12 protein-coding genes and 1 tRNA gene are annotated in these 21335 nt (G+C 64.8%); 7 read left to right on the forward strand and 6 right to left on the reverse strand.

Features of this window, described 5'->3' with window-relative positions; translation table 11 throughout:
- Positions 1–18: 18 nt before the first annotated feature.
- Positions 19–95 (forward strand) — tRNA-Met (locus tag ACWIDZ_RS11060).
- A gap of 318 nt (positions 96–413) precedes the next feature.
- Here ACWIDZ_RS11060 and ACWIDZ_RS11065 read toward each other — a convergent pair.
- The 5 genes from ACWIDZ_RS11065 to ACWIDZ_RS11085 all read right to left on the reverse strand — a co-directional run bounded on the left by ACWIDZ_RS11065 (position 414) and on the right by ACWIDZ_RS11085 (position 13550).
- A complete protein-coding gene (locus tag ACWIDZ_RS11065) occupies positions 414–2039 on the reverse strand; it encodes an amidohydrolase (protein WP_453989152.1) in 1626 nt (541 codons plus the stop codon).
- Positions 2040–2099: 60 nt separating this feature from the next.
- Positions 2100–5114: a TonB-dependent receptor domain-containing protein gene (locus ACWIDZ_RS11070; protein WP_312217821.1), complete on the reverse strand. Its 3015-nt coding sequence runs from the start codon at positions 5112–5114 to the stop codon at positions 2100–2102.
- Positions 5115–5382: 268 nt separating this feature from the next.
- Positions 5383–8040, reverse strand: coding sequence for a M14 family metallopeptidase (locus ACWIDZ_RS11075; RefSeq protein WP_453989156.1), 2658 nt, complete (start codon positions 8038–8040; stop codon positions 5383–5385).
- A 1120-nt stretch (positions 8041–9160) separates the two neighbouring features.
- Positions 9161–12520 carry a TonB-dependent receptor domain-containing protein gene (locus tag ACWIDZ_RS11080; RefSeq protein WP_453989157.1) on the reverse strand — a complete coding sequence of 1120 codons (3360 nt, stop codon included), beginning with the start codon at positions 12518–12520 and terminating at the stop codon, positions 9161–9163.
- A gap of 109 nt (positions 12521–12629) precedes the next feature.
- The gene (locus tag ACWIDZ_RS11085) at positions 12630–13550 is read right to left on the reverse strand and encodes a hypothetical protein (protein ID WP_453989158.1); all 921 of its coding nucleotides are present in this window, start codon (positions 13548–13550) and stop codon (positions 12630–12632) included.
- Between the two features lie 178 nt (positions 13551–13728).
- Here ACWIDZ_RS11085 and ACWIDZ_RS11090 point away from each other — a divergent pair, with 178 nt between their 5' ends.
- From ACWIDZ_RS11090 to ACWIDZ_RS11105, 4 genes are all read left to right on the forward strand, one after another.
- A complete protein-coding gene (locus ACWIDZ_RS11090; protein WP_453989160.1) occupies positions 13729–15129 on the forward strand; it encodes an aspartate ammonia-lyase in 1401 nt (466 codons plus the stop codon).
- A 52-nt stretch (positions 15130–15181) separates the two neighbouring features.
- Positions 15182–15757, forward strand: coding sequence for an RNA polymerase sigma factor (locus ACWIDZ_RS11095; protein ID WP_427303793.1), 576 nt, complete (start codon positions 15182–15184; stop codon positions 15755–15757).
- Complete coding sequence (locus tag ACWIDZ_RS11100; protein WP_453989161.1) at positions 15754–16746, forward strand: FecR family protein; 993 nt, start codon at positions 15754–15756, stop codon at positions 16744–16746. The genes ACWIDZ_RS11095 and ACWIDZ_RS11100 overlap by 4 nt, the downstream gene beginning before the upstream one ends.
- A 114-nt stretch (positions 16747–16860) precedes the next feature.
- Entirely contained in the window at positions 16861–18177 is a 1317-nt protein-coding gene (locus tag ACWIDZ_RS11105; RefSeq protein ID WP_453989162.1) for a dicarboxylate/amino acid:cation symporter, read from the forward strand.
- Positions 18178–18468: 291 nt separating this feature from the next.
- On the opposite strand, the gene ACWIDZ_RS11110 is transcribed toward ACWIDZ_RS11105, so the two are convergent.
- Positions 18469–18747, reverse strand: a complete 279-nt coding sequence (locus ACWIDZ_RS11110; RefSeq protein WP_453989163.1) for a hypothetical protein — start codon at positions 18745–18747, stop codon at positions 18469–18471.
- A 1013-nt stretch (positions 18748–19760) separates the two neighbouring features.
- Here ACWIDZ_RS11110 and ACWIDZ_RS11115 point away from each other — a divergent pair.
- A complete protein-coding gene (locus ACWIDZ_RS11115; RefSeq protein ID WP_453989165.1) occupies positions 19761–20285 on the forward strand; it encodes an RNA polymerase sigma factor in 525 nt (174 codons plus the stop codon).
- A gap of 63 nt (positions 20286–20348) precedes the next feature.
- A complete protein-coding gene (locus tag ACWIDZ_RS11120; RefSeq protein WP_453989167.1) occupies positions 20349–21287 on the forward strand; it encodes a FecR family protein in 939 nt (312 codons plus the stop codon).
- Positions 21288–21335 lie beyond the last annotated feature (48 nt).

Consider the following 21335-nt stretch of genomic DNA (forward strand, 5'->3'; position numbering starts at 1 on the left):
CTTTACGCACCGCCTTGCCGCGGGATGGAGCAGCCCGGTAGCTCGTCAGGCTCATAACCTGAAGGTCGCAGGTTCAAATCCTGCTCCCGCACCCAAGCATCACTGAACCCCCGTAGCCTCGCTCCGGGGGTTTCTGCTTTTACGGTCAGCGCATACTGGCCGCGCTTCGGCAGCGGCGTCACCACCACAGTCTCGATCAAACGGCGCACCAGGTCCCGCGCTTCTGCGGCCGCCTCGCTGTCGATGCGATGCAGCGCCTGAGCCAGGTCGATCAACTCCACCGGGATCGCCCTGGGGCTTGGGCGAGGGCGGAACGGCGGAACCGACCTCTCATCAACGCCGCCGCCGTCTATGCGACGGCGGCGGCCTAAGGCGTCAGTCGGGACGTCAGTTGTGTGCCCGTCCTCTCGGCGTCATTCGCGGTCGTTGCGATAGTTCAACTGCGGAGGACCGTCGCCGACCAGCGGGCGATAGACGAAGTCGGCGCCACGACGTTGGTGGAGCTCGGTCGTCGCTGCGGCGATGGTTTCAGGGCTGACGAATAGTTCGGCAGCCGTCAGGGCCATGGTCTTGGCGGCGACGACCGCGCCCTTGACCCCAATGCTGGAGCCTGCGGCAGCGGTGTTCTGCCAGCTATGCCCCGCTGAACCCGGCACGAACGTAGCGGTCGCCAGGCCGACGGTGGGGACGACCCAACTGACATCCGACACATCGGTCGATCCGCCCGCTCCATCGAAGCTCAGTTTAGCGGGTTGAATTTCACTCACGCTCGACAGCGGCGGAGTTGTGACCAGGGTTTTCTGGAGTTCGGTCGCGAACGCCGTTTCCTCCGGCGTCCAGGAGATGCCGCCGACGCGATGCAGGTTGCGGTCCATGACGGCCATCAGCGCGCCGTTCGGCATCATGCTGTAGACACCGCCGATCTGCTGGAATTCGTAGCGGGTTTCCGTCCCGAGGGCAGCGCCTTCTGCGGCCTTTTTCAGCCGTTCCATAACGGACAGAACGACCTCAGGATCGCCGTGGCGGACATAGTAGTAGGATTCCGCATAGTTGGGCACCACGTTGGGCGCTTCGCCGCCATCGGTGATGACATAATGGATGCGGGTCCCATCAGGGATGTGCTCGCGCATCATATTGGCCATGGCGTTCATCGCCTCTACGGCGTCGAGGGCCGAGCGCCCGCGATCCGGCGCGCCGGAGGCGTGGGATGACGTGCCGTAGAATCGGAACTTGCCGCTGATATTGGCCTTAGTCGTTCCTTGGCTGGCGCTGTTGACCGTCGCGGGGTGCCAATGGAGCGCGACATCGACGTCGCGAAACAGGCCGTCGCGGACCATGAAGGCCTTGGCCGAGCCGCCTTCTTCGGCCGGCGTGCCATAGACGCGCAATTCGCCCTTGATGTTGTTGTCGACCATCCACTGGCGGACGGCGATGGCGGCATAGGAGGAGGCTGCGCCGAACAGATTGTGGCCGCAGCCATGGCCGGCGATCGCATGCAGGGACTGTTCGACCGGCGACACCGCTTGGGACAGGCCCGGCAGGGCGTCGAATTCAGCCAGAAGGGCGACTACCGGGCCATCGCCGTTCTTGAAGCTGGCGAGGAAGGCGGTCGGCTGGCCAGCTATTCCCTCGGTGATTGTGAAGCCAGCGGCAGTCAAATCCTGTTGCAGGCGGGCTGAACTCTGGATCTCCTGATAGCCGACCTCGGCGAAACCCCAGATAGCCAGGGCGGTTGCTCCGAGTTGCTCACGATCGCGTTCGACGGTTCCGATGATGGCGGACTGCTGTATCTCCGGCAGTTCAGCCGTCCAGCCCGTTGTGCCGGCAAAACACGAGAGTGCGAGGGTGAGGGCCGTAAGACTGGTGAATTTCATGTTCTGAATTCCGCTGTTCATGCGCGTATTGATAGGGGCGAAAGACCAAAGGCCGAACCGGCCAAGATGATCGTTCCGAATAATCAGTTCCCGCCTTTCGGTGATGGAAACTGAAGCTTTCAATTTGGGATGGACACAGGGGACGGGATGTGCGCAGGCGCTCATCAAAGCGGGCGCCGAGGAAGGAAGAGGCTTGACGCTTTCCTTCCCCGGCGTCCCAGCCGTTTAGAAGCTCTTGGTTACGGCGATTGAATAGTAACGGCCGAGCGTATCGTAGTTCTGGCCGTCGAAGCTGCCGGCGAAATTGCCGACCTGGGGCGGCTCTTTGTTGAACAGGTTGGCGACGCCCACCCGCACGCTGAGGTCGTGCGGCAGCGTGAAGCGCCCGTTCAGATCGAAGACGTCATAGGAATCGACGCCCCGCGTCGTGCTGGCCGCGTTGCGCACCTGTTCCGCGCTGATCATCGCGGCGGTATGACGCCACCGCAGGCTGACGTTCATCCAGTCCCTCGAGTAGGAGAGGGTCGTGTTCGCCTTCCAGTCGGGGTGAGCCACACCAGCGCCGTCCTCGACGGCGGTGCCGCGGCTGCCGGCGTAGTTGTAGGACGGGCCGCCCGGCAGGTTCTGGATTTCGAACTTGTCGACGTAGCTGACCACGGTGCCCAGGGACAGGCTGCCGGCCGAGGCGGGCAGGCCGATGTCGGCCAAATCGAACGTCCAGTCGATCTGCAGGTCCACGCCGCTGACCTTGAAGGCGCCCAGGTTCAGTGCGGGCTGCCCCGGCTCGAACAGGAAGCCCGTGGTCGGGTTACGCTTGCCCATGACCTGACAATAGTAGTTGTTCACATCATAGGTGGGGTTCGTGCCATTGAGATTGAAGCAATTCTCGATGGTCTGGATGATCGGCAGGTTGCCGACTGCGCCGGTGACTTCGATCGAATACCAGTCAATCGACGTCGAGATCCGTTCCAGAAGCGGCGTGGTGAACGGCGACTGTATGACGGCGCCGATCGAATAGGTGTCAGTGGTTTCTTCCTGCAGGTCGGGGTTGCCGCCGGTCAGGGCGAACACCTGGGTCGAGCCGAACTGATAGGTCGGAAGCACGCCCGCCGGCACGCCCATGGCCAGACACAGGGCCTCCACCTGGGCGGCGTTGGCGCCGCTCTGACCGAAGCCGCCACGATAGCCGGAACGGACATCGCAAGGGTCGCCGCCGAACGGCGTTGCTGCGCTGGGGCTGCCGATGCCGGTGCTGCCCGAGGATTCCGGAGCGTAGAGCTCGCCGACGCTGGGCGCGCGCACCGAGCGGTTGTAGCCCCCGCGCAGACGCAGAGCGTCGATGACGCTCCAGTCGACATCGACCTTATAGGCGCTGACGCCGCCGACGCTGCTGTAATCCGAATAACGATAGCCGAGGTTCATGTTGACCTCCTGAGCCATCGGCATGTCCTTCAGGATGGGAACCAGCGCTTCGAAGTAGATCTCGCTGACGCTGGTGTCGCCACCGGAAGGACGCAGTACGCTGTACCCCAGAATGTCGCTGCCGACGCCCGGGATGTTGTAAAGCTCGTCGGAGTTGTACTGGAAGGAATTGTAGCGATAGCCGAGGCCGGTCGCCACGCGGACCTCACCCGCCGGAAGGGTGAACAAGCCGCCCTGCAGGTTTATTTCGGCGACGCGCTGCTTCATCTCGTTGGTGTTCGACGTCCGGCGGCTCATGTAGTCCATACAGCTTTGAGAAAGCGCATGGTTGCCGAAGAAGTTGGCGCCGCCTTCGCAGAGCACAGGGTAGTCGACCATGCCCACGGAGGCGCCCGTCACAGGGTCGTACTCCATCCGAGAACCGCCCGCGCCGCCGAACGGATCGTACAGCAGGTTCATGACCGCGGATTTGCTGAGCGCGCCGTGCTGGACGTTGTTGGTCTTGGTCTGGCCCACGCTGGCGAAGGCGTCCCACGTCCAGTCGCGGTACGGCACGACGCCGTCGGCGCCTATGACGATCTGATAGACGTCATAGGTATTGGTCTGCAGTCGGTCGCCGGCGGCGGTGAAGGCCTTCTGGAAGGTGAAGTCCCCGTTGGGATCGGGGCGCGACGCCAGGACCAGCCGGGCGTCAGGCGTCAGGAACGGATTGGTCACCGGCGCGCTCAACGCATAGGCCGCGCCCGACGCTAGGGTCGGGTTGAAATAGGTCAGCGCGTCATAGCTCGTGAAGGTCGCCTGGGCGAAGACCGAGGTGTTGTCTGTGACGTCGTAATCAAGCTTGGAGAAGACCGTGATGCGTTCATTGGTGTTCACGACCTGACTGTTCGGCCAGCCGAAATTGAGCTGTTTGCGGCTGCCGGCGATGTATTGGGTGTCCGTCTCGGGGTCGCGGAAATTCTCGACAAAATAGTCGCCGACAGGCGTCACGTGGCTGAACAGGGTGCCGTCAAGGTTGAAGCCCAATTGGCCTGTGTAGGTCGCGGAGCCGGTGATGGGATTGGCGCCATAGACATTGGCGAACAGATTGTTGACCACGGCCGCGCTGGGCGCGTTTCCGGGGAAGAGCATGGCGCCGGAATCGAGCGTCGCCGTGCCGTTCTGGGGCGTGCGCATGATGTTGAACGACCGGTCACTCTGAAGCGCAGGCTCGCGCTGGGAGTAGTCGACCGAGATCATGGCGCGGCCGCGTCCATCGGCGAAACGCGAACCTGCTGTCGCGGTCGCACGGAACTGTTCGCCGTCGCCGTACTCGCTGACGCCGTATTGGCTGCTGAGGGTCAGGCCTTCGATGTTGCGCAGGCGGAAGTTGACCACGCCCGCCGTGGCGTCCGAACCATAGGCGGTGGAGGCGCCGCCGGTGATGACCTCGACATTGCCGATCAGGGCGTCAGGCAGGGTGTTCAGGTCGATCGAGCCGTCAGGAGACGATGGCTGCATCCGGCGCCCGTCCAGCAGGATCAGTGTCCGTTTGGGCCCCAGGCCTCTGAGGCTTGCGTTGGCCTGACCGGCGTTTAGGGTCGTGGAGCTGCTGCCCGTGCTGGCCTGACCGAAGGCGCCGGTGAACTGCGGCAGCTGCGTCAGGGCGCGTTCGACCGACACCTGGCCGGTGTCTTCGATGGCCTCGGTCGAGACCGATACGATCGGGCTATTGGCCACATAGTCCGGGCGCGCGACGCGCGAGCCGGTGACGATGATGTCGCTCACCTGGGTCGCGGACCCGGACTGATCTTCCTGAGCGTGGGCTGCGCCGGCCATCAGCGCGGCGTAGGCGCAAGCACTGGTTAGCAATACTCGTGAGGCGCTCGATTTGGATTGTGCGCGTCCTTGAGTGTTCATCACTTGGTCCCCGGATCTATTTGGTTCTTTTTTAGAGTAAGAATAAGCGAAGCGTTGTGTGAGCTGACTGCAAATCAAGGTATAATAATTTATGAGGTCTCCAATCTTGCTAAGCACCATTCTCTGAGAGGCGTGGGATGGAAGCCGGACCGTCGCAAGTATCGGCTTCCATCGTCGGCTGCCGGGTTCAGTCGGCAGCGACCGCCGGGCCGTAGAGCAGGCCGTTGAAGAACAGACGGAAAGTGCCGGCCGGCTGGGCGCGCTGCAGGACTTCGACGCCGTAGACGAAGAGCTTGCCCTTGCCGATGTCGACTTCGACCACGGCCGAGGTGTCCTTGAGCAACTCCTGATGGTGCGCCCAGCCGCTGCGCAGCGGGGCGTCGGTGTCGAACCAGGCCACGGACTTCGCGCCTTCGCCGGCGATGCGATAGGTCTGGCCGTTGGAGAAGAAGACGTCGGCTTGGGCCGGCATGCCGAAGGCCAACGGATCGGTGTTGTCCACCCTGGCGCTCAGGATTGAACCGGGCAGGAAGAACTCGGTCGTGGCCAGTGGCCGCTGCGTTCCGTTTTCTTCCTTGACCAGGGCCGGGGCGATGGGCGCGCCGAGCAGGTGCGCCAGGCGATTGGCGCCGCCGATCGTGATGACCGAACCACCGTTGCGGGCGAACTCGGCGATCTGGGGCACGGCGCCGTCGGCGGTCACTTCGCCCAGCCAGGCGCGATAGGCCTCGGGGATGTCCTCGGCTTGCGGTAGAGGCTGGTTGCGCTGAGGGCGATAGGCCGCGTGATTCAGCGCAGGCGTGGTTCCGTCGGTGAACACCAGGACGTCGAACCGTTCGTTCAGGTTCCCGGCTGTGAGGGTCTGGGGATAGACCACCTCGAACGGGAACTCGTACTGCTCCAGCAACCAGCGGGTCCAGCCCGCGCTCATGACCCCGCCATAACGGTCGACCAGGCCGACGCGAACGGGCTTCAAGGCGATGGCGCCGCCCGCCGGCTTGCGATCCACGGCATAGGCGTTGAAGCCCAGTTCGCCGACCGCCGCCCGCACTGCGGCGGTGCTTTCAGGCGAGGCCTGCACCCACAGGGCGCCCGGCTGCAACTGAGTGCGCCCGACCTTGGCTCCATTCTCCAGCCATTCGACGCTGGCCCCCGCCTTCAGCAGGCGGTTGGTCAAGATGAAGCTGTTGTTGACCTCATGCGGGATGACGAAGCCCGCGCGGCCCGAGCCTATGACGGCGCCCGGCGGCGTGGCCAGCAGGTTGTCCGCCCGGCTGAAGGGGCCGTCAAAGCCATCCAGCACGCGATCGAACGTGACCCCCATCTGATAGGCCAGGGTGTAGCCGGCCACGTCGTAAGGCAGCTTGGGCGGCCCGCCCGGATATTCGGTGTTGTGCGGATGGTCCTGCGGCTCGAACATGTCCAGCACGTGGGGTCGGAAGGCCTGGGCGGTCTTCACCACGTAGGAGCCCTGCGGATAGCGTTTGGCGCCAACGGTGAACGGGGCGCTGGCGACCTCGACGTCGACGCCGCTCTTCATCAGGGCGTTGAGGAAGGCCACCGTGGTGGGCAGGTCGCGCTGTTCTTCGGGGTTGATGATGAAGCCGCGCGGGTCGCGGTTCTCGGCCGTCTTCAGCACCGTATCAAACAGGCCCGCCTCAATGGCGCCGCGGTCGGCGGTGGCGGCCGCAGCCTTAAGCTCGTCGATCTTCTGCGGCGTGATGGTCCAACTGTCCTGGCTGCCGCGCTCGATGCTGTTGGCGCCCATCTGATAGATGCCCATCAGCAGGCGTTCGCGATTGCGCGAAGCGTAGTCGATGACGGCGCGGTTCATCGTCCACTGGTAGTCGATGCTGTCCTGGAGGCGCCACATTCGGGGGGCGATCGGCATGGGCTCGTCATTGCGCGCCAGCTGGGTTTCGGGGATCAGCGGAATGGCTTCCGGCGTCGGGCCGCCGATGATCTCGGTCAAGATGCCGACCATGTTGTGGAAATAGGGCGCCGACCGATACATGCCGTTGTGCCAGGTCGAGTAGGGGGCGACGCTGTTCATCCCTGATCCGGCCTTGCCTTCAGAGATCAGACGGCTGTGCATGATGGTGCCGACCTCGGTGGTCGTGGTCATCACCAGCGGGTCGAAGTTGTAGTTGAACGGGTCACGGAAGGGCGGAATGAACACCACCATGCCGCGCGGGCCGGTCTGATGTTGATTGAAAACGATCTGAGGGAACCACTCGCGATAGTGGACCCGGTTGATGTTTTCGGTCTCGGGCATCAGCGACATGTAGGAGTCGCGGTTGTTATCGTGGCCCACATACTTCTGATACAGGCGCGGGATCGAGTTAAACTCCCGCTTCAACGGGTCCTCGTTGCGCATATACCAGTCGGCCACCAGTTGCAGGCCGTCCGGGTTGGCGTGGCCGAACAGGATAATGACGTCGTCCAGGGTGCGCCGGGTTTCGGGATCGTTCTGGGTCAACAGCCGGTGGATGATCTGGATCTGGCCCTGGGTGGTGACGGTCTCGGTGGCGTGCAGGCCGGCGTCGATCCAGACGATGGCCTTGCCGTCACGGGCCAAGTCGGCCGCCTGTTCTGCCGTCAATCCCTCGGCCCGGGCCAGACGGCGAGAAATGTCGCGGTAGCGATCAAGTTGAGCCAGGTTTTCAGGCGAAGACACGATCGCCATCCACTGGGTGCGCCCTTCGGCCGAGGTTCCGAAGCTCTCCAGCTTCATCCGGTCCGATTCGCCGGCGACGCGCTTTAGGTAACGCTCATACTGATCGTAGTCGGCTAGGAAGTAGTCTGTGCCGGGCGCCTGGGGAAAGAAGCGTTCAGGCGCGGTCACTGTTGTCGAAGCCGGTGCGGCGACGGCTGGCGCCTGGGCCAAGGCTGCCGTAGCGGATCCCGCAGCGGTCAGCGCAGTGCTGGTCAAGAGCGCCGCGCAAAGCCGGCCGGCGAAGGTCGTCCGGAACATTGATTTTCCCCCGATGAACTCGCTCGAAAGCGCCTCGAGCGCAAAGGCAGGGTTGGTCAGAAAAATGCCTCGGGAAAGCCTTATTTTTAATTTCGGGACATTTTTTTGCTGAAATCCAAAAGAATGCAGAATTGTAAAATGATGAAATTGCGCAAAATCTGATATTCTTGCTAAAATCTTACGGCACGTATTTGTGGGCGTGCCGTTGCTTTGCGGCGAGCCCTCGATCTCCGAATTTCAAGCGTGGCGATTCCGTCGCCATGCGTTTCCGGCATTGTTCTGAGCACCGTACGGCGACAATCGTCAGGTCCCCGGCGAGCCGCCACTATGTACAGGCGCAAGTTAAAGGCGTCGGCGCAGGAGCTCTCATGTTCTCAACTGTCCGGTTCCCAACTGGTTCGCCTGCCGCTGGTTCGGCGGGGTTAAGCCGTGCAGCTTGCAGTGGTGTATGAAGTATCTTTGAGCCCAACTGAGCCGGAAAGACCGCTTCGCGAGGCGTTATTTATAATCGCGTCTTGGACAGCAAAGGCCCGCGGAGCGCCTCGGCGTGGCCCTTGCTGAGGTGACACAAGCTAGTCAGTCGTCGCGACGGGCGCTTGCGCCCCCCGAAACGTCGATGTCGGCGGAAGCGCCGCGGCGCCCGCCGGGGCGGGGTGGCATTGATCCCCAACGAGACCCGAACGGCCAGCAGCGCAAGTTGGATTTCGTAGCGCAAGCGCTGTCCTTGACGATCAACCCGCATCGGATTCAGACGCCAGCTTCGCCGTATCAGGTCATGGCCGACAGCGTCATCACGGCCAGCCTGATGACGGGGCTGCGCTTCCGATCTCCCCGGCTTGCCAACGACTCTCTGTGGCAGCTTAGCTGCCCGGCCATGCTCCCCAGGGCTGGTGGTAAGGGTGTCGTCCAGTCAGGGTCGATTTTTTGACTACGCAGATTTTGGAACGCTGCCGGCGGCTTTGGCCGCCGGCAATGGACCTTTTCGCGCGTCTTAGAACTTCACCGTGACGCCGAAATAGTAACGGCGACCGGCCGTATCATAGGCTCCGTTGTAGTTGGCCAAGCGGCCGCTGAAGACATCCCCCGTCGGCAGGAAAGGGCTGACCTCGTCGAGCAGGTTGTTGATCCCCGCGTACAGGCGGATGTCTCGTCCGCCCACGTCCAGATCATAGCCGGCGTAGAGATCGTGCTCCCAGACTTCGGGAATGCGCAGGAAAAGCGGATATTCGGCGTCCGGCAGGGTCTGCAGCAGCGCCTCGTACTGCTGCAGGCGGAAGCGGCTGTCGAGGGTGGGGCTCAGGTATTTGACGGTGTAGCGCAGGCGGAAGTCGTTCAGACGCCAGGACAGGGAGGCGCGGCCTCGATAGTCGAAGCTGCCCTGGGACAGGTCTCCGCGCTGGTCGGTGACGACCTCGCCTTCCAGGCCCTCGAACCGGTGCTTCTGCTTCAGGGCGTGCGAACCGTCGTAGCGGAGGTCCCAGCGCCCGGGGACGCCGATAGAATCCAGGTTGAAGCGGTATTGCAGGGCCACATCGATGCCAGAGGATTCCAGGCCCGCGACGTTGAACTGCCGTTGGGTCAGGGAGGAAATCTGGCCGTCGTTGGGGTTGCGGCTGACGTCGGCGCAGAAGGGATTGACGGCGATCGACAGGTCGCTGTCGTAGCACTGAATGAGAATGTCCTCGTTGGCATACTGGGTGATCGCGTCGCTGATATCGATGGCGTAGTAGTCGACGGACAGGGTCAGGCGGGGAATGAAACTGGGCGTGTAGACAGCCCCCAGGGTCAGGGTGTCCGCGGTCTCTTCCTTCAGGTCCAGATTGCCGCCGTTCGGGCTGTAGACCGACGAGCCCGACTGGCGATAGCGCACCGTATTGCCCTGGTTCTGCGCCTCGGCGAAGGCGGCCTGAATGCCGATTTCCTCGCGGCAGCGCTCGGCGATCCGGCCGGCCGTGGAGGGCGTGACATTGCTGCAGATGTCGCTGACGGTGTCGAAGTCCCCGCGCGGAGGCGAGAAGAGTTCGGCGATGTCGGGCGCGCGTTGCGAGCGGGCGGTCTGGGCGCGGAAGCGCAGTTCGGTGTTGGGCGCCCACTGCAGGCCGGCCCGATAACTGAACACCGTGCCGACATTGGCGATGTCGTAGTCGGCCAGACGTACCGAAGCGTCCAGGCTCAGCAGGCGGGCGAACGGCAGGTCGGCCAGGATCGGAACAGAGACTTCGGCGAAGCCTTCGATCGCTGAGATCTCGCCGTCGAAATCGGGCACAGGATTGCCCGAGGTCCCGCCCAGGTTCGACAGCAGGTCGCCGCGCAGGCTCTGGCTGTCCTTGCGGTAGTCGGCGCCGAAGGCGGCGCTCAAGGGCCCGGCGGGCAGTTGCAGCACGGAGCCGGCCATGAAGGCCTGCAGGGTGTGCTGTTCGATCGTCACCTGCTGGCGCAGATCGGCGCGGATATAGTCCGCGGCTTCCGGCGTAATGGCGCCTTCACCGAACAGGTCGACGGGCACGCAGCCGGCTGCACGCGCGGCCGCATCGGCGCAACGGATGGCGCCGTCGGGACCGAATTCCGCGTTGAGGCCGTGGCGCAGAGCCAGGCCGTTGATCTCGTTGCGGCGGTGCTGCTCTTGATCATAGCGGCCGTAGCCGGCCGTCGCCTCCCAGGTCCAGTCGCCCCAGGCGTCGCCGCGCAGGCCGACCCAGCTGCGCAGGGTGTCGCGTCGATTGCTGGTGTCGCGGTAGCCGATCTCGTTGAAGCGGCGCGCCCAGGCGATGCCCTGGGTGTTGGCGGACAGGTTGTTGGCGAACACCTCATAGGGCACCGTCGGGTTGCAGTCGCCCAGATCGGCGCGACGGCAGGGAATGCGGCCGAGCGTCTCGTCCGTCTGAAGGCCGGTATCGGGGTCGAACACGGACACGGTCGAGTTGAAGGTCAGGCCGACCGGCTCGCGACGCTCCTGGGTGTCGACCCGCGAATACTGAACCTGTCCGAACAGGTTGAGGTTGGGGCGAAGGTCGTAATCGGCCTTGGCGGCGAGCAGGTAGCGCTCGCGCGGCAGGATCAGCGAGCGATGCTCACGCTGATTATAGCCGTCGCGGTTGGCCAGGAAATAGCCGGTGTTGCCGTCATCCCGCTGGCCGGGCAGGACCGGCGCGCCGGTCTGGGTGTTGGGGCCGAGCGGAACCAGGCCGTCGCGGTCATAGAAGCGGCGCTGCGCGGAGTTGGCGCCGTAGAAGACGCCGCCGGGCGTATTGCCGCTGAGGTCGCGGTAGGCATTGGGTGGGAAGGTCGAGGCGGGCTGATAGTCGCTGATCAGCGTGCCGTTTGCGTCGGTGTAGAGCGTCTCGAACTCATTGCGCCCCAGTTCGGCGTTATAGGCGTAGCTGGCCTGGCGCGTGGCCCAGTCGCGATCGGCGGCGCGGATGCCGTGATCCCGGTCGTAGGTGCCGCTGAGGGCGAAATAGCCGCGCTTGTCGGCGAAGTTCTTGCCCCAGAGAATCTCATAGGTCTGCTCCTCGCCGTCGCCTTCCTCGGATACGCCGCCACGGGCGCGCACGGACAGGCCGGTGTCGCGCGTGGTGATGATGTTCACCACCCCGGCCACGGCGTCCGAGCCGTAGACGGAAGACGCCCCGCCGGTGATGATCTCGACCCGGTCGACGAAGCTGGAGGGGATGGTGCTGGTGCTGACCCGGTTGGCGTTGGCGCTGTTGGACACGGTGCGGCGGCCGTCGATCAGCACCAGGGTGCGGTTGTCGCCCAGGTTGCGCAACTGGATGGCGCTGAGGCCCGAGTTCTGGACGTTGCCGGCCACGGTGCTGTCGTTGAGGGTCGAGGTCGCCGCCGGCAGGTCCGCCAGCATTTCGCTGAGTTCTGTCGTACCCGATTCCTGCAGGTCGTCGGCGCTGACCCCCACAACCGGCGTCGGCGTGTCGAAGGTCGAGCGACGAATACGGCTGCCGGTGACGACGATGTCGCCTACGGCTGAGGCTTCAGACGAGAGGGCAGCGGCGTCGGGAAACGTTTCGGCTTGAGCCTGATCCTCCCGGAAGATGCGCACGGTGTTGGCGTTGACGAAGCGATGCTTGAAGCCCGAGCCCGCCAACAGCCGCGTCAGGGCTTCCTCCGGCGTCAGGCGGTCATTGATGGCCGGCGCGCGTTGTTGGCGCAGAGCCGGGTCGGTGTAGATCAGTTGAACCCCGGTCAGCCGGGGCAGTTGCTGCAGGCTGTCGTGCAGGCTTTGCGCCGGCAGCACGATCGAATGGCGCTCTTGCTCCAGCGCCAGAGCCGGCGTTGCGGCCATGGCGGCCAGCGACAGGGCGGACGCCAAGAGAATAGCTTTTCTGTTCAACATGTTTCGCTCCCCAAAGCTTCTATGACGCCGACCTCAGGAGGCGGCGGCATGAGCCGTTATGTTTCTTGGACGCGTGGCCCCGGGCGATGCGAACCTGGGGCCGCGGGTTTTATTTGGCCTGGCCCGCCAGGATCGGGGCGGCGAAGCTCGCCATCCCGCCGTTGTCATGGGCGATGCCCGGCGCGTAGGTCACGCGCCAGCCGAACCTGACGCCGCTGCGTTCCGCCTCGGCCTGACCGGCGGCATAGAAGGCCTGGCCTCGCGCCAGGCGATGCGGACCCTGAGCGTCGGCATTGCGGCCGTGCGGCAGGCTGGGATGGGCCGGATCCGTGTCGGCCGTGCCCAGCAACAGCACCAGGGGCTTCTGCAGGGCCGCCTCAAGCCCTGCTTCATCCGCTGGGGCGCCTTCCAGCCCGAAGGGATAGGCCTGGGTCAGGTCGGGAAAGGCATAGGAGCCTGCGTTGGCGGAGATCGCCACGCGATAGCGGGCCTCGGGGGTCAACAGGACGAAACGGTGCACGAACTGGGCGCCGGCCGAATGGCCATAAAGGCCGTAGCCTTCGACCTGACTGCCTGAGCGCCGCTTCAGATCGTCGAACAGCGGCTCGATCGCCGAAAAGCTCCACTGCGGGCGAGGGCGCAGCGCGCCCTGTTTGTCGCGGAAATAGCCGTGGTTGTAGGCGTTGGCGCCTGGGAAGCGTTCGGCGTCGAACTCCGGCACGGCCAGGATGAAGCCATGCTGTTCGGCCAGGTCGCGCCATTCGTCGCGATAGCGATCTGCGTCGCGGCCGCGCCCGTGCATGACGATCACGATCGGCGTGGCGGGGCCGACGTTTTCCGGCGTATGGGTCCAGATGCGCAGCGCCGGTCCCGCCCAGCCGTCGAACACGAACCGCCCGTCGCCGGGCGCCAGACGCTCCGAAGCCACATGTGTTTCACCTGCCTGAGCCTCGCCAGCCTGTGCTGCGCTCGTGGGCGTCATGGCCAGCGCCGCAATCCCGAGCGCCGCCGCCGCCACCCAGGTCGTCATCCCCTCAAGCTTCATTTCCGTGTCCCATCCAAATGATCGCCCCCTCAACCGGAGCCCTGTAGGGACTCGACGCTGAAGTGCGTCAAAGGCGAACCTGGCGCCGTTCGGTTCGCCTTCGTCGTCGGCGAGCGTCCCTGTCCCTACAAGCGTCACAAGGCCAGGGAGCTTCGCCGTCATCATGATCCACGCCACCGTCCGCCGCATCGACCACGATCCTCTGGGTCCGGTCGAACTGGACGCCGACTGCCTGCATGGGCCGCAAGCCGAACGGGCGCGCTCGAATTTCGATCTCAGCCGGACCCGGGTCTCGGATCTGCCGGAGCTGATCGTGGCTCTGGCCGAGGTGAAGAAGGCCGCCGCCCTGACTCACCGCGAGACCGGAGGCCTGTCGCCTGAAGTCGCCGGCGCCGTCGTTGGGGCCTGTGACGAACTGATCGGCGGGGCGCATCACGCCGCCTTCGATCTCGACGTCTGCCAGGGCGGGGCGGGGACATCCACCAATATGGCGGCCAATGAGATCATCGCCAACGTGGCGCTTCTGCGCCTGGGCCTGACGCCCGGCGCCTATGACGTCATCCATCCCAACGACCATGTGAACCGAGGCCAATCCACCAACGACGTCTACGCCACGGCGATCCGCCTGACCGCCTACCGTCAGGCGCAGGCGCTGGCCGCCGCGCTCGACCGTCTTGCTGAGGCCTTCGCCGCCAAGGGGGAAGCCTTCAGCCATGTGCCCAAGCTCGGCCGAACCCAGCTTCAGGACGCCGTGCCTATGATGCTGGGCCAGGAGTTCGCCGCCTTCGCCGCCGTTACGCGCGACGACGCGGCGCGCCTGCGCCAGATGTCGGCGGAACTGCTGATGGTCAATCTGGGCGGCACGGCGATCGGCACGGGCCTGGGAGCTGAGCCGGCCTATCGGGCGCGGGTCACGGCGCGCTTGGCGGAAGTGACCGGCCTGCCGGTTCGCGCTGCGGATGATCTGATCGCCGCCACCTCCGATACCGGCGTGTTCGTCCTCTACAGCGGCATGTTGAAGCGGGTCGCCGCCAAGATGTCGAAGATCGCCAGCGACCTGCGGCTGCTGTCCAGCGGGCCGCGTGGGGGGATGGGCGAGATCCATCTGCCCAAACGCCAGCCAGGTTCATCCATCATGCCGGGCAAGGTCAATCCGGTCATCCCCGAGGCGATCAACTGTCTGGCGTTTCGCGTCTTCGGCTGCGACGCCGCCGTGACCTTTGCGGCGGAGGCGGGGCAGCTCCAGCTCAACGCTTTCGAGCCGGTGATCATCTGGTCCCTGCACGAGGCCGCCACGCTGCTGACTCGAGGCGCCGACGCCCTGCGCCTGCACTGCGTCGACGGCATCGTCGCCGATTCTGTCCGCTGCGGCCGGAATCTGGCCCAAAGCACGGCCCTAGCGGCCGAGCTTGTTCCGCACCTCGGCTATGCTCGCGCCGCCGAGATCGCGCAGTATGCCCAGGAAAGCGGCGATCTGATCGCCTCCGTGCGGCTGCTGGCGCCCGAATGGAGCGAATTTATCGCCCAGAAGGCGTCTGCTGATTTCGCATTGGCCCATCCTTAGCGTCCCTATTGAAGAGACGGCCGGTCGAGGCGCGTCGAAGACGGAGCTGGAAATGAAGCCGAACAGGAGCGAGCCAGCGCGCGCATCTGATCCCGACGTCCTGGCGGCGTCGGGCCAGATCGACGCCAAACTCCTGCGTCGCTACGAAGGGGCGTTGCGCGATTTCTTCGGGCGTCGCGTCTATTCGCGCGATGAGGTCGACGATCTGGTCCAGGAGGCCTTCGCCCGGCTGATCGAGTCCGGCGGACGACGCGACGTGGAGTATCCGGCCGCCTACCTCTTCCGCATCGCCAGCAATCTGATCCATGACCGGGGGCGGCGCCGCGCCCGCAGCCCGGTTCAGGCCGAGCTTGACGTCGAGGACGCCGCCTTGGCGGTCGCACCCGAACAGGAAAACCGACGACGGCTCGAGGACCTGCAGATGACGCTGAACGCCGTGCTGGATCAGTTGCCGGCCAAATGCCGCGACGTCTTCGTCATGCGGCGGTTCAAGAACATGACCACGCCCGAGATCGCCGGAGCGCTCGGCATCAGTCATCGGATGGTTCAAAAGCATATGTCACGCGCGCTTCTCGCCCTGCATGAAGCGGTGAGCGAACAGGGGCGCGGCCGGGAGGGCTCGCTATGAGGCGCCGCATCGACTCCCGCCCGGACGCGGCCGAGGCCATGGTCGACCGCATCGTCGCGGCGGACTTCGGCGCAGGCTCGCCTGAAGACCGCCAGGCGCTGCAGCGCCTTCGCCGCGAAGGGCCGGACCAGGCCGCTTTGCATGACGAGGTCATGGATCTGTGGGACGACCTCGGCCAGTTGGAGCCGCCCCGCCTGTCGTCCAGACAGTCGGTGCGCGCGCCGCGAAACTGGCGGTTGATCGCTGCGTCCATTCTGCTGCCGCTGTTCGGAGCGATGGCGTTGTTCCTGACCCATGGCGTCTTCGGCGACCGCGGCGCGACCGTGTTGAGCACAGGGGCGGATGAGCGCCGCATCGTGACCCTGGCGGACGGGTCGACCGTCAGCCTGAGCCCCCACACCGTGGTGCGCGCCGCCTTGGGACGAGATCAACGCCTGCTGGAACTGGAGCAGGGCGAGGCCTTGTTCGATGTCGCCCATGACACCCGGCGGCCGTTCCTCGTCGATGTGGGCAGCGGCCAGGTGCGCGCCATCGGCACGCGCTTCAACATCCGCAAGGGGGAGGACGTGGTGGTCACTGTGGTCGAGGGCGTCGTCCGCGTGACGGCCGGCGATCAGGACGGCGACGCCAAGCTGCAGCTGTCCCAGGTCGCCAGCGCCGGTCATCAGGTGCACCTCGGCAAGCGTCGGAACGCGGGCGCTGCCGAAGCGGGCGGCGCCTACCTTTCACCTGCGCGAAAGGTCGATGCTGAACGCTACGCCAGCTGGGTCAACGGCATGCTGCAGTTCGAGGGCGAACCGCTGTCGCAGGTGATCGACGAACTGAACCGCTATTCGTCGCACAAGATCCGCCTGCCGGATTCATCCATGGCCGACATTCCCATCTACGGCATGTTGCACATCGGCGACGCCGAAGGCCTGCAGGCCCTGGTGCAAGATCTGGAGCGCGGTGACCGGCGACGACCTAGACCGGCGTCGTCAGTTCCCTAGGGTTCCACGACGCGTCGCCTGATCGCGCGCCTTTCCCAGATCGTCCGTCTCATCGAACCGCGCGCCGGCTGAGCCTTGCCGCTCGCCGACCCATCGTGCCTGGAGTTTCTCGTCATGCCCCGCAATCTTACCTTCGCCATCCTGATCGGGATGCTGCTCGGTGTCGCCGCCGGCTTCTTCTGTCATCAGGCCTTGGGCGACGCCGGCGAGGCCGAGCGGGTCGCCGGCTACTTCTCGATCGTGTCCGACATCTTCCTGAAGATGATCAAGATGATCATCGCCCCGCTCGTGTTTGCGACTCTCGTGGCGGGGGTGGCCCGCATGGGCGACGGGCGCGCCATCGGACGTATCGGCGCCAAGACACTCGGCTGGTTCATGGGCGCCAGCCTGGCCTCGCTTGCTCTCGGCATGGCGCTGGTCAATCTGTTGCAGCCCGGCCGGGGCCTGGACCTGCCGCTGCCGACCGAAGACGCAGCCGCCGTGACCGCCAAGACGCCGGATCTCGCCGCCTTCCTGGTGGACATCGTGCCGGCCTCGGTGGTGGAGGCGATGGCCACCAACGCCATCCTGCAGATTGTCGTCTTCGCCCTGTTCTTCGGCGTCGGCTTGGCCGCCATCGGGGAGGTCGGCCGGCCGCTGGTTCGTGCGGTGGAGGCGCTCGCCGAGGTCATGCTCAAGATCACCGGCTACGTCATGGTGACGGCTCCGTTCGCCGTCTTCGCCGCTATCGCCGCGGTGATCACGACCGAGGGTCTGGGCGTGCTGCTCGTGTTCGGCAAATTCATCGGCCAGTTCTATCTCGGCCTGGGCCTGTTGTGGGCGCTGCTGATCCTGGCGGGCTTCCTGGTCTTGGGGCGGGGGATCGCGCCCCTGATGCGCGCCATTCGCAGCCCGCTGATGCTGGCCTTTTCGACGGCGTCCTCGGAAGCAGCCTATCCCCGGACCCTGGAGCGACTGGTTGAGACGGGCGTGCCGCGTCGCATCGCCGGCTTCGTCCTGCCTTTGGGGTACAGCTTCAACCTCGACGGGTCGATGATGTACGCGACCTTCGCAATCCTGTTCATCGCCCAGGCCTACGGCATTGATCTGTCGATCGGCGAACAGGTCGCCATGCTGCTGGTGCTGATGGTGACGAGCAAGGGGGTGGCCGGGGTACCGCGCGCGTCTCTGGTCGTCGTGGCCGCCACTCTGGTCCAGTTCGGCCTGCCCGAGGCCGGGCTCCTGCTGGTGTTGGGGATCGACCAGTTCCTCGACATGGGGCGCAGCGCCACCAACGTGGTGGGCAACGCCGTAGCCGCCGGCGTCATCGCCAAATGGGAGCAAGCTCACACCGACGTCGCCGGCCAGCCAGCGGTCGTGGATGATTCAGCATCGAACGGCGACGCGACGCCGGGGCCGGAGGCGGCTGTCTCTACGAGCTCTTCCTCATAGGCTTGCCAGCCTTCCGATGTCCGTCCTGCCTACCGCAGCGGCGCGACAAGCGACTCGGCCGATCTCTGGGCGCAACCTGGCCGAGTCGCTCCCTGATCCTAGACGATGGATAACCTGCACGCCGTGGTATGATTTGAGCCAGCGGGGCTCTCCGGGGGGCACGTCTTTTGGTCTGCGCGAGGCGCGGCGAGGCCAGATCATTGCGAAGGCGGAAACCGAGAAAGTCGATCTGGTGTATATGGTGATCGCATTCAGCCGCCTCGTGCTGGAAACCTGATATCAGGCGGCCACTTATTGACCGTTTCTCTTCCGTACGCCGGTGACGCCGTGGGCGAGATAGCCGGCCAGCTCCGCCTCATTGAGATGGATGTGCGCGTCGATCAGACCGGGAATGAGGGTGAGGCCCCGGCCATCCACTATCCGGACGCGGGTCGTCGCGAGCACCATTCCCGCCGCGCCCACCTCGGCGATGCGATCGCCCATGACGAGGACTGCGCGCGCGTCCTCGGCCTTGGGCGCCCCGGCCAGCATCGAGGCCAGACGCACATTATCGATAAGCACGCCTGGCATTGACGTCGCCTCAGGTTTCAGGGCGCTCGGCATGTCGTTGAAGGGGCATGCCAAAGCCAAGCCGCCGCAACAGCGACCACGATAAGCAACCCTATGCCGATGCGGCCCAGAAGACTGATTTTCATGAGTATTGACGACCCCAATGGACGGCATTGAGTCGCGGCGCGGACTGAAGCGAGCCTGAAGGGACTTTCATAGACGGCAAAAGCCCTAACAGCCAAGCTGTCCGTAATCCGCCATTGCGGCGGGGTTGTCTTCGCATCCAGCCCGCCGTCGGCGAACTATTGGATGCGTTCGACCGTCAGGCCACGGTTTTCCAGTATTCTCTGGACGCTGTCTTCGCGAGCCAGGTGAAGGGTCGGCATCGACTACCGTCCGATGAACCTCAGTTCGACCTTGTTCGAGAGTCTGAGCACGGGCGTGAACGTCAACCTTCCTCGTTCGGCGGGCGAGACCGGGCAGGGCGCGACAGTCGTGCGGGTCGCGCTCAACCACACCGTGCAACTATCGAGTCTCGTCCGGCTAAGCGAGGGCCTGCCGGAACTTGATCGTCTGAAAGGGGACGGCGGCGGGCTGTCTCGGCAGAACGTCCAAGTAATGATCGATGCGCAACGTGCGCGAACGCCTCAGCAGGACGGCTACAGGTCGCGTCGGGTCGGGGGGGCGCGATGGACCCAATGATCTGATAATCGCGCCCTTCACGAGGGGTGACTTCCGATTGACTTTTCAGGTGATGCCGGGCGGGTCTAGAATCGACTCTAGCGACGCCCCGCAAGGCCCAGCCGGCGGCCTACAGGTGAATTTCGACATTGATAATCTCTTTGACGCTCGTCGGGAGGCGCGCCTAGGCGACGGCACCCCAACTCCGGGATACGGTCGTGACGTTCAGGATCCCTTCGGGCGATCCGTGCGGCTGACTTTGCAGCGTCGCTTCTAGTTCATGCCTGGGTTGACGTTCTCGTCAACATTGAACCAGAGTGACTTCGAGCGAACGATGGTCCGGGGAGGGGCTGGTGAAGCCGCCGTCACGAATCTCGACCCGTCAGGACTTAGACGTAGCGTTTCGCTCGGGCGCCGAAGGCCTGCGCGCCATCACGCGTCGCGTCGAGGACGAAGAGGCGGATCTGGCGCAAGAGGCGTGCCTCAAGCTCGTCGAGTTCGCGAGTCGCGAGCCCGTCGCGACGCCGACGCATCTTCTGTATCGCATGGCGCGGAATCTGGTGATCGATCGGTTGCGCTCTCGGGCCTTGGCGACACGGTTCTTCCGGTCAGACGAGGGGGACGACCATCATGCCTGCCCTGAGGCTGACCCTGAGCGTGCGCTGTTGGCGAATGAACGCCTCCGGCGGGCGCTGGAGGTGATTGACGCGATGCCCAGCCGGCGTCGCCAAGCCTTCCTGTTGCACCGCATCGACGGACTGACCTACCTTGAGATTGCGCGCCTGATGGGCGTCAGCGTCAAGGCGGTCGAGAAACATCTCGCGACGGCGATGTTTGAGCTGACCCGAAAAATGCGGTCCGATGAACTCGACAGGTAGGGAATAACTCTGCTCGTTCGTCTATAGGGTATCCTCCGGTCTCCTTGGCCGACAGCTCCGCTCATGATCTTGGACGACGACATTCACGAAGAAGCGGCCCGATGGTTCGCCGCTCAGCGACGAGGCCCGATGTCGTTGGAGGAACGTCAGGCTTTCGACGCCTGGCGGGCCGATCCACTGCATCAGGCCGCCCTGAACCGGATGCACGAGGTTTGGGGGGAGCTCGCCGCCGTGGGCAGAGTGATCCCGCGGGCGCGGCAGCGGACGATCCTGCGTCGCCGAACGGCTTTCGCCGCCGTTATGGCGCTCGGCCTGCTCGGCGGATTGACCGTAAGCGCCGTATGGAAGTTTCATCAGCCGTCGGCGGTGACGGGCATCGGCGAGCAGCGCAGCCAGGAGTTGCCGGACGGCAGCATCGTCGCTCTGAACGTCGTGACGCGAGCGCGCTACGACATCAACGCCCGCGAACGTCTCGTACACCTCAACGAGGGGGAGGCGACCTTCGTGGTGCACAAGGACCCGGAGCGGCCCTTCCTGGTCCGAGCCGCCGGCTATGAGGTGCGGGCCGTCGGCACGGCGTTCAACGTGCGTAGCCGCGATCACAGCCTGGACGTGGCCGTGAAGGAGGGCATGGTGCAGGTTCGGCGCCTGGCGGGCGACGACAAGCCGGTCCTGCTCAGGGCCGGACAACGGATTCGGGTGCGCGACACCGCCCAACCGGCGCAAACGCCGCTGAAGGTCACGGAAATTGCGACGGGCGCGGTCGACGAATGGCGTCAGCGCGTCCTGACCTATGAGGACGCGCCCGTCGATCAGATCGTGCAGGACGTCAATCGTTTCTACGAACGGCCCATCGCCGTCGATCCGGGCCTCGGCCGTCGGCATGTCACCCTCAGGCTGGTGATCGACGACCGCGCCGACACGGTGAAGCGACTGGCGTCGCTTCTGAACGCCGATGTCCGCAGCGATGGCCGGGAGGACCAGCTCAAACCCCTCGCCTGAAGCATTCTTTGCGAGTTTGAAAAAATTTCGCGGCGGAAGGTAGGGTTT

The organism is Brevundimonas sp. NPDC055311, assembly GCF_053645695.1.

Coding starts and splice junctions, on each gene's coding strand:
- ACWIDZ_RS11095 (WP_427303793.1), top strand. CDS start 15,182: ATGAAGCCGAACAGGAGCGAGCCAGCGCGCGCATCTGATCCCGACGTC.
- ACWIDZ_RS11070 (WP_312217821.1), bottom strand. CDS start 5,114: ATGGCCGGCGCAGCCCACGCTCAGGAAGATCAGTCCGGGTCCGCGACC.
- ACWIDZ_RS11090 (WP_453989160.1), top strand. CDS start 13,729: ATGATCCACGCCACCGTCCGCCGCATCGACCACGATCCTCTGGGTCCG.
- ACWIDZ_RS11080 (WP_453989157.1), bottom strand. CDS start 12,520: ATGTTGAACAGAAAAGCTATTCTCTTGGCGTCCGCCCTGTCGCTGGCC.
- ACWIDZ_RS11120 (WP_453989167.1), top strand. CDS start 20,349: ATGATCTTGGACGACGACATTCACGAAGAAGCGGCCCGATGGTTCGCC.
- ACWIDZ_RS11105 (WP_453989162.1), top strand. CDS start 16,861: ATGCCCCGCAATCTTACCTTCGCCATCCTGATCGGGATGCTGCTCGGT.
- ACWIDZ_RS11085 (WP_453989158.1), bottom strand. CDS start 13,550: ATGACGACCTGGGTGGCGGCGGCGGCGCTCGGGATTGCGGCGCTGGCC.
- ACWIDZ_RS11110 (WP_453989163.1), bottom strand. CDS start 18,747: ATGCCAGGCGTGCTTATCGATAATGTGCGTCTGGCCTCGATGCTGGCC.
- ACWIDZ_RS11100 (WP_453989161.1), top strand. CDS start 15,754: ATGAGGCGCCGCATCGACTCCCGCCCGGACGCGGCCGAGGCCATGGTC.
- ACWIDZ_RS11065 (WP_453989152.1), bottom strand. CDS start 2,039: ATGAGCGCCTGCGCACATCCCGTCCCCTGTGTCCATCCCAAATTGAAA.